Annotated in this window: 10 protein-coding genes; 1 reads left to right on the plus strand and 9 read right to left on the minus strand. The window is 64.5% G+C overall.

What is annotated here, in order from left to right:
- Positions 1–138: 138 nt before the first annotated feature.
- The 5 genes from ggt to rsmD form a co-directional block, all read right to left on the minus strand.
- Positions 139–1,893 carry a gamma-glutamyltransferase gene (gene ggt / locus XaFJ1_RS09335; protein WP_012916426.1) on the minus strand — a complete coding sequence of 585 codons (1,755 nt, stop codon included), beginning with the start codon at positions 1,891–1,893 and terminating at the stop codon, positions 139–141.
- Positions 1,883–2,176, minus strand: coding sequence for a YfhL family 4Fe-4S dicluster ferredoxin (locus XaFJ1_RS09340; protein WP_045756914.1), 294 nt, complete (start codon positions 2,174–2,176; stop codon positions 1,883–1,885). The genes ggt and XaFJ1_RS09340 overlap by 11 nt, the downstream gene beginning before the upstream one ends.
- 157 nt (positions 2,177–2,333) lie before the next feature.
- Complete coding sequence (locus XaFJ1_RS09345; RefSeq protein WP_012916428.1) at positions 2,334–2,828, minus strand: hypothetical protein; 495 nt, start codon at positions 2,826–2,828, stop codon at positions 2,334–2,336.
- Between the two features lie 40 nt (positions 2,829–2,868).
- A complete protein-coding gene (gene coaD / locus XaFJ1_RS09350; RefSeq protein ID WP_012916429.1) occupies positions 2,869–3,375 on the minus strand; it encodes a pantetheine-phosphate adenylyltransferase in 507 nt (168 codons plus the stop codon).
- A complete protein-coding gene (gene rsmD, locus XaFJ1_RS09355; protein ID WP_012916430.1) occupies positions 3,372–3,977 on the minus strand; it encodes a 16S rRNA (guanine(966)-N(2))-methyltransferase RsmD in 606 nt (201 codons plus the stop codon). The genes coaD and rsmD overlap by 4 nt, the downstream gene beginning before the upstream one ends.
- 214 nt (positions 3,978–4,191) lie before the next feature.
- Between rsmD and htpG the strand changes: the two genes are divergently transcribed.
- On the plus strand, positions 4,192–6,096 hold the full coding sequence (gene htpG / locus XaFJ1_RS09360; protein ID WP_012916431.1) for a molecular chaperone HtpG: 1,905 nt from the start codon (positions 4,192–4,194) through the stop codon (positions 6,094–6,096).
- A 215-nt stretch (positions 6,097–6,311) separates the two neighbouring features.
- Here htpG and XaFJ1_RS09365 read toward each other — a convergent pair whose 3' ends face one another.
- The 4 genes from XaFJ1_RS09365 to XaFJ1_RS09380 all read right to left on the minus strand — a co-directional run bounded on the left by XaFJ1_RS09365 (position 6,312) and on the right by XaFJ1_RS09380 (position 14,050).
- Positions 6,312–9,191, minus strand: a complete 2,880-nt coding sequence (locus XaFJ1_RS09365; protein WP_012916432.1) for a TonB-dependent receptor — start codon at positions 9,189–9,191, stop codon at positions 6,312–6,314.
- Between the two features lie 541 nt (positions 9,192–9,732).
- Entirely contained in the window at positions 9,733–11,373 is a 1,641-nt protein-coding gene (locus XaFJ1_RS09370; RefSeq protein ID WP_230598075.1) for a glycoside hydrolase family 27 protein, read from the minus strand.
- Positions 11,370–13,802 (minus strand): glycoside hydrolase family 127 protein, encoded by a 2,433-nt coding sequence (locus XaFJ1_RS09375; RefSeq protein ID WP_012916434.1) that lies wholly within the window; start codon positions 13,800–13,802, stop codon positions 11,370–11,372. Before XaFJ1_RS09375 ends, XaFJ1_RS09370 begins: the two co-directional genes overlap by 4 nt.
- Positions 13,799–14,050 (minus strand): hypothetical protein, encoded by a 252-nt coding sequence (locus tag XaFJ1_RS09380; protein WP_045756915.1) that lies wholly within the window; start codon positions 14,048–14,050, stop codon positions 13,799–13,801. The genes XaFJ1_RS09375 and XaFJ1_RS09380 overlap by 4 nt, the downstream gene beginning before the upstream one ends.
- Positions 14,051–14,100: the final 50 nt, after the last annotated feature.

The following is a 14,100-nucleotide window of genomic DNA, read 5'->3' on the forward strand; positions in this document are numbered from 1 at the left end:
CTGCACCTGAGCCACATGCCGATGTTCGGCTAGCAGGACCGCATCCTGAACAGCGCTGCCGCCCGCGCAGCACGCAAGCCCGCCCGGATGCACGACGTGCAGCGCGGCACCAGGATCGCCGACGCGCGCATCGCGTGGTCAGTGCGCCGGCATTGCCAGTTGCACCTCGGCACTACCGACCTTGTTGCGCGGGTCGCTGGCGGCACCTAGCTCATCGCGGCGTTTGTCCCATTCCACCGTCTGCAGGTTGCCCCAGACATGGCTGGAACCGCGCCCGTCCTTGGCGCTGTCGCCAGGCAACTTGAGCGGATGGCCCATCGCCTTCAGCCCCTGCACGGTGGCTGCATCGAAGGTACCGGTCTCGGCCTCGATCACGTCCGGCAACCACTGGTGGTGGTAGCGCTTCAGCGCGGCGACCTGTTGCGGATCCAGACCGTCGTCGTAGCCGAGGATGCCAAGCAGAACCATGGTGATGATACGACTACCGCCCGGAGTACCGAGCACGATCGCCTTGTCCGCGTTCTCCATGAAGGTCGGCGTCATCGAGCTGAGCGGGCGCTTGCCCGGTTTGGGTGCATTGGCCGCATAGCCCATCACCCCGAATACGTTGGGCGTACCCGGACGCAAGGCGAAGTCGTCCATCTCATCGTTGAGCAGCACGCCGGTGCCCTTGGGGATCAGTCCCGAGCCGTACAACAGATTGACCGTCTGGGTCGCGCCGACACGATTGCCTTCACGGTCGATGATCGAAAAATGCGTGGTCTCATCGTCTTCCAGCGGGGTCGGCTGACCCGACAGCAAGTCGCTGGGCGTGGCCTTGTCCGGGTTGATGGTCGAACGCAGGCCCACCGCATAGTCCTTGCTCAATAAAATGCGCTGCGGCACAACGGTGAAATCCGGGTCGCCCAGGAAGAAGGTGCGGTCGCGGTAGGCACGGCGCATCGCTTCCACGGTCAGATGGATCCGGTGCACCGGGTCCATCGCCTTGAGATCGTAGGCTTCCAGGATCTGCAGCATGCTGGCCAGCGCAATGCCGCCGGAGGACGGTGGCGGCGCCGTGGTGATCGTCCAGCCCTTGTAGTCGAAGCGGATCGGCGTGCGCTGCTTGACCGTGTAGCCGGCCAACTCGTCAGCGGTCCAGCGGCCACCGGCCTGCTTGACCCCAGCCAGCAGCTTCCTGGCGGTGACGCCGCGATAAAAGCCGTCGAAGCCCTTGTCGGCCAGCAACTGCAGAGTGACGGCCAGTTCCGGCTGCTTGAACAGGTCGCCCTCGGCGATCGGCCGGCCATGGCGCAGATAAACCTCGCGCGTGCCTGGATAACGCTCCATCACCTTACGCCGGGCCTGATAGCCCTCGGCCATGCGCGCATACACCGGGAAGCCGTCGCGGGCGATGCGGATCGCCGGCGCCAGCGACTGCCGCAGCGGCAACCGACCATGCCGGGTCGCCAACTCCACCAGCGCCGCAGGCAGACCGGGAATGCCAGCGGACCATGGGCCGTTGACCGCGCGGTCGTGGTCCAGTGCGCCCTTGGCGTCGAGGAACGTGTCGGGCGTCGCCGATTCCGGCGCCACTTCGCGCGCGTCCAGCATCGTGTCCTGGCCCGTCCTGGCATCGTGCAGGAGAAAGAAACCGCCGCCGCCGAGACCGGAGCTGATCGGTTCGACCACCGACAGCGTCGAGGACACCGCCACCGCCGCATCGAAGGCATTGCCGCCCTCGCGCAGGATCTGCAAGCCCGCCTCGGTGGCGAGGCGGTGGCCGCTGGCGATTGCGTCACCGGGCGGATGCGACGTGGGCGCAGCGGCGCTCGCACCGAGCGGGGCCTGGGCCCACGCCGATGACATCAGCACCCAGGCAAGCAACAGGACACAGCGAACGCTACGCCTCATGCGCAGCCCCCGCTCCGTGTGGGTACAACTCGGGGTGGTCGCGGCGCAACCGCGCCAGCTTGGCCAGCAACTGCGGATGGGTTTCCGGAATCGCCGGATCCGGATCGATGCACTCCACGGGGCACACCACCACGCACTGCGGCTCATCGAAATGACCGACGCATTCGGTGCAGCGGGCCGGGTCGATCACGTAGATCGTCTCGCCCATGGAGATGGCCTGGTTTGGGCAGGCCGGTTCGCAAACGTCGCAGTTGACGCAGAGCGCGTTGATCTTGAGGGACATAGTGCGCCATCGGACCCTGACCAGCGCATCTTACCGGATCGTGATGACACGACCATGCATTGACCTGTACAACGGCGCCACCGCCTACGCCTCGCCGCTGCGGGCGACGCGTGCGTGAGGACGCCGGCGCGCGCAACGCGCGCCGGCGATGCACGACCTACTTGGCTTCGACGAAGATGTAATCGGCGCCGGTCGGCTTGACCACCGCCTCGACACGGGCATTGTCGGCTGGGGCGCCGATATAGACCACGCGCACGCCCTTCATGCTGTTCGGCTCGACCTTGGCGAAGGCCGCCGCGATCAGGTCGGCCATCTTGGACGATGCCGAAGAACCGAACGCCAGCATGTTCCCCGGCTGAATGCCACGACCGACGGCGGTGGTGGCGCTTTCGACCTGACGCTCGTACTTGGCCTGGAACTCCGCATCCGACTCCGGCGGCAAGTAGTACAGGAACGGGCTGTTGGTGACGTTGCCCATGTTCTGGATCGCCACTTGCTGCAGGTATTTTTTCCAACCGGCATCGTCGTCCTTGGCCGGGGCAGTCAGCGCCGGTTGCGCATCGGCGACCGGTTTGGCCGCCTCTTCCTTTTTGCAGGCGCTCACGCCCAGGGCCAACGAGACAATCAACAACGCGCGTGCGGTGGTCTTCATGGAACGGTTTCCTCTGTGTAGTCGATGAATGACGGGCGGCTCAGCCCCGCGTCGCGGCCTGGCGGGCCTGAACCAGCGCCTGCAACACCGACGGCGGAACGAAGCCGGACACGTCCCCGCCGAGGCGCGCAATCTCGCGCACCAGCGAGGACGAGATGAAACTGTGTTGCTCAGCCGGGGTGAGGAACAGCGTCTCCACCTCGGGGATCAGATGCCGGTTCATGCTCGCCATCTGGAACTCGTACTCGAAATCGGACACCGCGCGCAGGCCGCGCAGCAGAACCCCACCACCGACCGAACGCACGAAATGCGCCAACAGCGTGTCGAAGCCGATCACCTCCACGTTGCGGTGTCCAGCCAGCGCCTCGCGGGCCAGGGCCACGCGCAATTCCAGCGACAGGGTAGGCCCCTTGGACGGACTCTGCGCCACCCCGACCACCACCTGCTCGAACAGCGGTGCGGCCCGATTGACCAAATCGATATGCCCGTTGGTGATCGGATCGAAGGTGCCGGGATAGACGGCGATGCGGCTATTGGCCACGGTCATGCGTAGGATACCGCGTGAAAGTCGCCGGGCAGTTTAGCAGCGGTGCGTCGGTACAGGGCAGCACGGACCTCGCGGCTACCGCCCTCGCGGTACAACGCCCAGCCGACCGGCAGCGCTGGCGCCTGCCCGGCGGGCGATTCCAAGTACAACCAGGCATCGACCGCCAGGCGTGCCGGCAAACGCTGCAACGCCGTCTCCCACAGACCGGCCGTGAAAGGCGGGTCGACGAAGGCGATGTCGGCCAGCGCGGCGCCATCGTGTTCGGCCAGCCAGCGCAGCGCATCGCCCTGCACCACCTCCACCTGAGTCTGGGCCTGCAATCTGGCGACGGTGGCGCGCAACTGTGCCGCCTGGGCCGGGTCGCGTTCGATCAGACAAGCGCTGTGCGCGCCGCGCGACACCGCCTCCAGCCCCAGCGCACCGCTGCCTGCGAACAGGTCCAACACGCGCGCACCGGGCAGTATCGGCTGCAACCAATTGAACAGTGTCTCGCGGACCCGGTCGGACGTCGGGCGCAGCCCGGCCAGGTCGGGCACCGGCAAGCGCGTATTGCGCCAACGCCCGCCGATGATGCGTACCTGCCCCGCACCGGGACGGTTCATCGGCAGCCTCGCGCGGGTCGGACGGCAACAGAAACCAGGCACAGGGGCGGCATCGACGGCAAACGTTGCGGAACGGAACCGAGATGATAGACCAGCCCCCTCTGCGGCGTATGCATCGGGCACGGCTTGAAGCCGGCCTCTGCCGCCACCATGTCCGCTGACAGAGCCGCGCGCCCCCGCGCACGGCCATCCGTCCTCCATGGAGCACCTACCGATGAGCGTGGAAACCCAAAAAGAAACCCTGGGCTTTCAGACCGAGGTCAAACAGCTGCTGCAGCTGATGATCCATTCGTTGTATTCCAACAAGGAGATCTTCCTGCGCGAGCTGATCTCCAATGCCTCCGACGCGGCCGACAAACTGCGCTTCGAGGCACTGGTCAAGCCGGAACTTCTGGACGGCGATGCGCAACTGCGCATCCGCATCGGCTTCGACAAGGACGCCGGCACCGTCACCATCGACGACAACGGCATCGGCATGAGCCGCGAGGAGATCGTCGCGCACCTGGGCACCATCGCCAAATCCGGCACCTCCGATTTCCTCAAGCATCTGTCCGGCGATCAGAAGAAGGATTCGCATCTGATCGGCCAGTTCGGTGTCGGCTTCTACAGCGCCTTCATCGTCGCCGATCAAGTGGACGTGTACAGCCGCCGCGCCGGGCTGCCGGCCAGCGACGGCGTGCACTGGTCCTCGCGTGGCGAAGGCGAGTTCGAGGTCGCCACCATCGACAAGCCCGAGCGCGGCACCCGCATCGTGCTGCAACTGAAGGAGGAAGAGAAAGGCTTCGCCGACGGTTGGAAGTTGCGCAGCATCGTGCGCAAGTACTCCGACCACATCGCCTTGCCGATCGAGCTAATCAAGGAACACTACGGCGAGGACAAGGACAAGCCGGAAACCCCCGAGTGGGAGACCGTCAATCGCGCCAGCGCGCTGTGGACACGGCCGCGCACCGAGATCAAGGACGAGGAATACCAGGAACTGTACAAGCACATTGCCCACGACCACGAAAACCCGGTGGCGTGGAGCCATAACAAGGTCGAAGGCAAACTGGAATACACCTCGCTGCTGTACCTGCCCGGCCGCGCCCCGTTCGACCTGTACCAGCGCGATGCCTCGCGCGGGCTCAAGCTATACGTGCAGCGCGTCTTCATCATGGACCAGGCCGACCAGTTCCTGCCGCTGTACCTGCGCTTCATCAAGGGCATCGTCGATTCCAGCGATCTGCCGCTGAACGTCTCGCGCGAAATCCTGCAATCAGGCCCGGTGATCGACTCGATGAAATCGGCGCTGACCAAGCGCGCACTGGACATGCTGGAAAAGCTGGCCAAAGACGATCCCGAACGCTACAAGGGCGTGTGGAAGAACTTCGGCCAGGTGCTGAAGGAAGGCCCGGCCCAGGACTTCGGCAACCGCGAAAAGATCGCCGGCCTGCTGCGCTTCGCGTCCACCCACAGCGGCGACGACGCCCAGAACGTGTCACTGGCCGACTACGTGGCGCGGATGAAAGACGGCCAGGACAAGCTGTACTACCTGACCGGCGAAAGCTACGCGCAAATCAAGGACAGCCCGCACCTAGAGGTGTTCCGCAAGAAGGGCATCGAGGTGCTCCTGCTCACCGACCGCATCGACGAGTGGCTGATGAGCTATCTCACCGAGTTCGACAGCAAATCCTTCGTCGATGTGGCGCGCGGCGACCTGGACCTGGGCAAGCTGGACAGCGAAGAAGAAAAGCAGGCGCAGGAAGAAGCCGCCAAGGCCAAGCAAGGGCTGGCCGAGCGCATCCAGCAGGTACTCAAGGACGAGGTCGCCGAGGTGCGGGTCTCGCACCGGCTGACCGATTCGCCGGCGATTCTTGCCATCGGCCAGGGCGACATGGGTCTGCAAATGCGGCAGATCCTGGAAGCCAGCGGGCAGAAGCTGCCGGAGAGCAAGCCGGTGTTCGAGTTCAACCCCGCGCATCCGCTGATCGAGAAACTGGATGCGGAACCCGATGTCGATCGTTTCGGTGATCTGGCGCGGGTGCTGTTCGATCAGGCCGCGCTGGCCGCCGGCGACAGCCTCAAGGACCCGGCCGCCTACGTGCGTCGGCTCAACAAGCTGTTGCTGGAGCTGTCGGCGTAAGCAGTGACGCACCTGCGCGTCGCACCGCGCGACGCAGGCCACAGCGCACCGACATTGCAAAGAAAAGCGGAAACGAAAAAAGGGCCTACGGGCCCTTTTTTCGTCCATCGTCGACATCGGCTTGCAGCGCACGAAACGCTGCAATGCGCCGGTGCATCACGCTCCCGACGCGACCAGCAGCACTCACGCCTGCATTAACTTAAAACCTCACCAGCTTAGAACTTCACCGTCGCCCGCGCCCAGTAGTAACGCCCGAGTAGATCGTAGGTCGCCACATCGGTGTTGGCATTGACGACGTTGTTGGCGTAGTACAGTGGCGGCTGTCGGTCGGTCAGGTTGTCCACGCCCACTTCGAAGCGAGTGTGCCACGGCTTGACCTGATAGCCGACCTGCACGCTGTGATAGACATAGGCGCCGATGTCGCGCACCACATTGGCCTGGCCGATATCGGCCGACAACCCCTGACGCGCGTCGGCACTGCCAATCTCGGTGCGGCCGACATAACGCACGCGCCAAGACGCACTCCAGTCGCCCAGATTCCAGCTCAACGTGCCGAGGCCACGCCAGCGCGGGAAATTGCCGTAAGCGTAGGTGTACTTGCCGGCATTGTGGATGGTGACGGTGTCGGGATCGGCGGTATTCGGATTAATATCGTAGCGGATCACATAGGTGCCGTTGAGGCTGGCATTGAAGCTACCCCAGGCGGTCTGCGGCAAGCGATAGTTCAGGCTGAAATCGGCACCGCTGGCCCACAACTTGCCCAAATTCACGGTCGGCTCGGCGATATAGTTGATCGTGCCATTGTCGTTGCGATGGATCAGCGGACAGAACGGACTCGCGTCGTTGGCGTAGCACTGGTTCAGCACGGTCTGCGCCGACACCTGGGTGATGGTGTCCTTCAAGTCGATCTTCCACAGGTCCGTGCTCAGCGACAGACCGTCCACCCAACCCGGGTCGTAAACCATGCCGAAATCGTAGGACTTGCCGGTTTCCGGTTTGAGCCGGTAGCCGGCCACCACCGCGCCTGAAGCCTTGGCGGACACCTGATTGTTCTCCTGCTGGTAGCTGCCATCGGTGGGTACGTGGGCACAGGCCGCCGCGTGTCCGCCACTGTAGCCGTCGCACGGATCGTTGACCGCCGGGGCATCACCGACCACACCGGAGTAAAGCTCGCTGATGTTGGGCGCACGGAACACCTGCGAGACCGTGCCGCGCAGCAACAGGTTCTCGACCGGACGGTACTCCAACGCCAGTTTGCTGTTGGTCTTGCTGCCGACCGTGTCGTAATCGGAAAAGCGGCTGCCGACGGTCAGGTTCAGCGAATGCACGCCAGGCAGCCCCGCCAGCAACGGGAACAACGCCTCGGCATAGGCTTCCTTGACGCTGAAACTGCCACCGAGCACGCTGGCGCAGTATTCGAGCACCCCGCAGATGCCGTTCTCGTCGCCCGTCCACAGCGGATCGGCGGCGGTCGAGGTGCGTTCCTTGCGGTAGGCCACACCGGCCGCCAGACTCACCGCACCGGCCGGCAGATCGAACAGGTTGCCGTTGACGTTGGCTTCGAACTGTTTGACGGTGTACACGTTGGTCACCATCGGATTGACTTGCAGCGCCCGCAACCCGGCCTGGTTCCCTGGGTTGTTGAGGTTGAACACGTCGATCGGGGTGCAGCCGGCGATCACCGCACCGGCGCTGCCGCACTTGACCGTGCCGTCGCGATCCAGAAACGACGGCCCGACCGCGGCATTGAAACCGGCGTAGTCCAAGAAGCCCTCATTGATCGATTTCTGCTTGACCTTGCCGTAAGTGACGCTGGCATCCCACTGCCAGGAACTGTCGCCGAAGCTGCCGCGCAGACCGGGAGTGATCTGGAAATTGTAAGTGTTGTATTCATAGCGGCGGTTGCCCAGCACCGTGGCACGGGTATTGAAGCTGCTGTAGGAGTTGCCGGTACTGCGGTCGGTGCCGAAGTCGATGCCGAATGGGTTGTAGTAGCTGTTCGCCGAAACTAGAAAATTGTCGCCGTTGGCGAAGAGTGGGATCGGCGCGATCACCGAGGCCGAGGAGGTCTTGCTGAAGTACGTGTTGACGTAGCCTTCCAGGTGATCGTCGAAGCGAAACGTGCCGATCACAAAGGCATTGGTGCGCTTCTGTGGCGTCTGCAACAGGTTGTACGGCTGATAGTTGTAGGAATCGGTGGAAGCGACGTAGCAGTGATACTGGCTGGGGTTGGTCGGGCTGCTGCTGCCTCCATTGAAGGTCACCCGCGAACAGCCGTTGCTGGCCGCCAGCGCATCGGCGGCGGGCGAGCCATCGTTGAAGCTGACGCTGCCGGTGGGCGTGGCCGAGGAACCCTGCTTCACCGACTTGCCATTGATCAGCGACAGCGCGTTCCTGGAGTAACTACGTTCCCCGGCAGAGACCGGATCGATGTCGTGATAGGACAGCCCCGCGACGAGACTGCTGCGCTCGCCGGTCTTGCCCGCTGTGAGCGAAAAATTGCGCCGGTTGCCATCGCTGCGCGCGCTGGTACCGAAGTCGCTACTGAATTCGATGCCATCGAAGCCCTTGCGCAGAATGAAGTTGACCACCCCACCGATCGCATCCGAACCGTATACCGCCGAAGCACCGTCGCTGAGCACCTCCACTCGCTCGATCATCGTCGCGGGAATCGCGTTGACATCGTTGTTGGCCAGACGCGTGCCGTTGACCAGAATCAACGTGCGCTTGTCGCCGAGACCGCGCAACGAAACCACCGAAGCACCGGTACCGCCACCATTGTTGGTATTGGGGTTGGTCGCGTTGCCGGCGATCGACGGCAGTTCCTGCACCAGGTCGCCGAGCGTGGCCTTGCCGGTCGCCTCGATCTGCGCACGGTTGATCGTCACCACCGGATTGGCGGTCTCCGCATCGACCCGACGCAACCGCGAGCCGGTCACCACAACACTATCCAAGGTCTGCGGTGCACCGTCGGCAGGCATCTGTTGCGCTTGCACCGACCACACACTCCCCAGCGAGGAGGCGACGGCGACCGCCAGTGCCAACGGCGATACGACATGACGATGAGAAGAAGGGTATGGCGGCGGAAACGGCATGGAAAATCTCCTTGGGTGATGACGAAGCAAAACAGCATTGGAAAAACGCAGGCCGAACGGCACCACACCAGCGCTGCGCCAGCGGACGGACCACATAACGAACATGGCACCTGGAGGGCACCGGAGACGCTACGGCGGGTTCAGTCCGTCGACCGGCCGCATGCGGGATGCAAAACCTCCATCGCGCCGCGTAAATCCCGACGCGTGCATGAAGGACGAACCAGACCGTCTGCACGCTGCAATCCCGCGTGCAGGCGGATAAACCGACAAAACTGAGATCAAATCTTTATAACCTGGTCACAATTTGCACCGGATCACGCATTCGCGTCTTGTCGCAATTAGCGGTTTCGCATGCGGAATAACGCATGGTCGTGATGACGCGGCACGACGGTGCAAGCGACCGGCAGGCATGCGCAATGTGTCCGATCAGAGCAGACACAGCAGCCATCGACCGCTCTATCGGAGCACACGCGCAACACACAAGCGAATGCGTGGCGTCGCCGATGCCGCGCACGACACTGCATCCACCTTGGCTGCCGACTCAATGCCTGCGTGCAACCTGCGGCGGCGACAGCCGCAGCAATACCACGCCATGCGCAGCGACCTGCACGCTGCGCAGTTGGCGCGCCGGGCGCGTCTGGCCCTGCCATAGATCGCGCCAGCGCCGGCCCTGCAATGCGGTTCCGGCGTCCTGCGCGGTCAGCACCACCAGGTGCGGCTGCGCGTCGCGGTTGAACACGCCCAACGCAACGCCGCCATCGGCCAACGGCTTGCGCCAAATTTCGATCGCGCCGTCCTTGCGCACCGCCCTGCCCTGCACGCCCAACGCATCCTGATCGATCGCCAACACCGCCCGGTTGCGCAATAACGCCACCGTGACCGGGGTCATCTGCCGCAGGTCGTTACCCAACAGCAACGGCGCCGCCGACATGGCCCACAGCGCCAGATGCGTGCGGTATTCGTCCTCGCTCATGCCGCCGTTGCCGACCTCGAGCATATCCGGATCGTTCCAGCCACCAGGGCCGGCATCGGCCGGATCGCCGTTGTGGTCGAAGCCGTTGGCGGCCATTTTCGCGTAGGTGTCCTCGATGTCGCCGGTGGTGCGCCACAAATGCCCGCCGACCTCGCGGCCCCATTGGCCGACATGATCGCGCCCGTACTCGCACAGGCTATAAACGATGGGTCGCCCACTGGCGCGCAACGCCTGGCCCATCTGCAAGTAGGCGCGGCGCACCTGCTGCGGTTCGCGGAAGATGCCTTCGCCCGAGCACAGGTCGTATTTGAGATAGTCGATGCCCCAGCCCGCCCAGGTGCGCGCGTCCTGTTCGACGTGGCCGTAGCTGCCGGTATAGCCAGCGCAACTCTTCGGCCCCGGCGAACTGTACAGGCCGAGCTTGAGCCCCTTGGCATGCACGTAGTCGGCCAACGCACGCATGTCGGGGAAACGTGCGTTCGGCTGCAATACGCCGTCACGGTCGCGCTGGCCCTGCCAACCGTCGTCGATGTTGACGTAGACGTAACCGGCATCGCGCAAGCCGGACGCGACCATGGCATCGGCGATGCGGCGCACCGTAGCGTCGTCGATATGCTCACCGAAGCGGTTCCAACTGTTCCAGCCCAGTGGCGGGGTTCGCGCCAGGCCATCGCTCGGCAACGGCGTGTAAGCCGGCAGCGGTGCGAATTGGAACGCCAGCCGCGCTGCGTCGGCCTCGCTGCCGCGGGTAGCACGCAGGTCGATCTGTTGGTACCAGATGCGGCCGACCAGATGCAGTTGGCCGTGTTCCAGTGTTGCGGTCCATGGCTGCGCCGGCAAGCGCGTATTGCCGTTGTCGATCGCGAACCGGGCCACTGTGCCGTCCAGGCGCAACAGCTGCATCGGCAGATCGCCGTACCAGTCGGTGGTGATGCTGCCCTGCGCATGACCGTCGCGCTGGGCGATGCGCAGATAACGCAGACCCGGAAACGCTGCCCCCTGAGCAATCACCCACACTCCCTGCAACGGACTGGCCGCCACCATCGCGGCGGCTGAAGGCGGCGCATGCGCGCAACCCGCACCGCCAAGTGCGGCCAGAGCGAACAGGCACCGCCACAGCCAGCGACTGGCGGAGGGCACGGCGCGCACGCGCGAGGCGGCCATCGAGTCCCGTTCGAACACGCCGCCCGGTGCAACGCGGGTGGTCATGCGCGGGCGGCTGGGATCAGCCAACCGCCGAACAGCGGCCCGGCGGTATCGCCATGCTGCGGTTCGAAGCGGAAGGTCAGCACTGCGGCATCGAGGGTCAACGCCGGCGGCAGCGAATAGTTGCGATCGACGAAATCGATCACCTGCCCGCCTTCCACCTGGACCTCGACGGCCAGCTTGCCGTTCACCAGAATATTGAAGCGGCCCTTGTCGCTGCCCCAGAACCGCAGGCGCAGCGCCAACGGCTGTTGACTACCTCGCATCTGAAATTCGACGAAGCCCTTGCCACGCACATCGCGACATTGCTGGCGGCGGTAGGCGCCACCGAAGGAGGTGTCGCTGCGCAGTTTGTGCGCTTTCTCCGACGCTTCGTCGCCGAACTGAATCATGTCCACCGCAATCGCGCGCAGACTATCCTGCTCGGCCTGCCGGCGCGCGCGCCGCGCCGCTTCCTGTGTCCACTGGGCCGGCTGCATGCGCTTGAAGTACAGCGCACTGCGCCGTTCGTACTGGGCATAGAACGGCACGAAGGTCAGGCCCGGCGGCTGGGTGTCGCTGGCGAGAAAATGCCCCGGCTGCGGCAGTTCGACAAAACCGGCCAGCGGATCGGCCGTCGCCACCAGCGCCGGATCCGGTGCATCGTAAGGCGTACTGACCGGCCCGAGATCGGCGGCCAAGGCCAGCGGACCGCGCATCACCACCACGCTCTCGGGATCGCCCGCCGCATGCTCCAGCCGCAGCGGCGTCGCCAGTTCCAGTTCGATCACGTCGCCACTGCGCCAGTCGCGCTCCAACGCCAGATAGCCATCGATGGGCGTGCGCCGCAGCGGCTTGCCATTGAGACGCAGCGTATAGCTTCCCTGGCACCAGGCGGGCACCCGCAACAGCAGGCGCCGCGGCGCGCGCGCGCCGGCACGCAGCACCTGCAAACGCACCTTGCCGTTTTCGGGCACGCCGCTGTCCAGTTCCAGCGCCAGATCGCGCTCGCTCCAATCCAGCCGCGAGGGAATGTACAGGTTGACATACAACGCCGCCTCATCCTGCCAGTAAATCGCGTCGCCGAACTGCGCATGCGCCTCCATGCCGCTGCCCACGCAGCACCAAAACGAATCGAACTTCTCGGAAAACCCGCGCTCGCCACCGCTGATCATCGGCGTCATGTAAGTAAACATGCCGGTGGCCGGATGCTGCGCGGCCATCGTGTGATTGTGCAAGGTGCGTTCGTAGTAGTCGAAATAGCGCGCCTGCGGCGTCCATTGGTACAGGTGCCGGGTCAGCTTGAGCATGTTGTAGCTGTTGCAATGCTCGCAGGTCTGCTCGGTGAGGAACCCGGCGATGCTGTCCGGCTCCTGAAAATACTCGCGGTCCGAATTCCCACCGATCACATAACTGTAGTGCGCGGTCACCGTCTCCCAGAAAAAGCGCGCCGCCGCCGCCGCATCGGCATCGCCTGCGACTTCGAACTGGCGCGCCTCGCCGATGAACTTGGGCACCTGAGTATTGGCGTGGATGTGCGGCAGCACATCGTGCCCGGCCGCCAGCGGGTCGATGATCTTCTCGTGGCGCAGGCGCTTGCCGATCGCAATCCAGCGCTCCTGACCGGTGCGCGCGCCCAGCTCGATGAAGGATTCGTTGAGCCCACCGAACTCGGTGTCCAGCAAGGTCTGCATCTGCGCATGGTCGAGCGCGTCGAACACCCCGGCGAAGTAGCCGGCCACCTTCACCAGCACCGTCAGCGCCTGCGCGTTACCGCCCAGTGCATGCGCGTCGAGCAGGCCGGCGAACAGCTTGTGCTGGGTGTACAGCGGCGACCAACTGCCGTTGAGATTGAACTTGCCGCCCTTGATGATGCCGCGGCGCAGATCCTCCAGCACCGCCTTGCCGCCCTCGATCTTGCCGTTGTCGTTCTTGCGGGTAAAGCCGCCGACATAGCCGTCCGGGTCCTGCGCCTGCGCGCGCGCCAACTCGGCGACGATGTAGTCGATGCGCGTGCGCAAGCTGCTATCGCGGGTCTGCGCGTGCATCTTGGACAACGCGCTGAGGTAATGCCCCAGGGTATGCCCGGCGATGGTATCGCCCTCCCAGCCGCCGTAGACCGCCCCCTTCGGCGGCAACCCGGCATACTGCAGGAAGTTGTGCAGCAGGCGGTCCGGCTCCAGTTCCAGCAGGTAGCGGCGGTTGGTTTGCAGCGAATCCAGAAACAGCGACGGCTTGAGCGTGACCTGCCGCAGCGGCAATGCCTGCACCCGCCCAGGGGTGGAGGCGGCGGCATCTTGCGGAAAGCGCAGCAATCCGGCCGCCATCGCCAACGCGCTCCATTGCAGGAAACGACGCCGCGACGGATCCAGCGCCGCGCCTGCGGCGTGATCGCGATGACGCCCGAAGCTATCGCCTATTGCGCCATCGCAGCTCCAGGGTGTTTTGCTCATCGCGCGCCCTCTTCCAGACTGACGAACGATACACGGCTCAACATCGGCATCTGGCACTCCTCCTCGACGACCACCCGCACAGCACGGATGGGATGACGCACGTGCATTTCGGAATGACCCAGACACAGCAACAGCGCATCACCCGGCACAACGCCCCGCACGCTGCTTGGACTATCCCATCGCACCAGCACACTGTCTTGTCGGCGACGGCGGCAATGCATGCGGAAGTTGGCACGAATTTCGACCATCGTCCGCCTCCTCGGCGCTGCGTCGACCATGCCAGCAACCGACACCGCCT

The sequence above is a fragment of the Xanthomonas albilineans genome (genome assembly GCF_009931595.1).
Lineage (GTDB): Bacteria > Pseudomonadota > Gammaproteobacteria > Xanthomonadales > Xanthomonadaceae > Xanthomonas_A > Xanthomonas_A albilineans.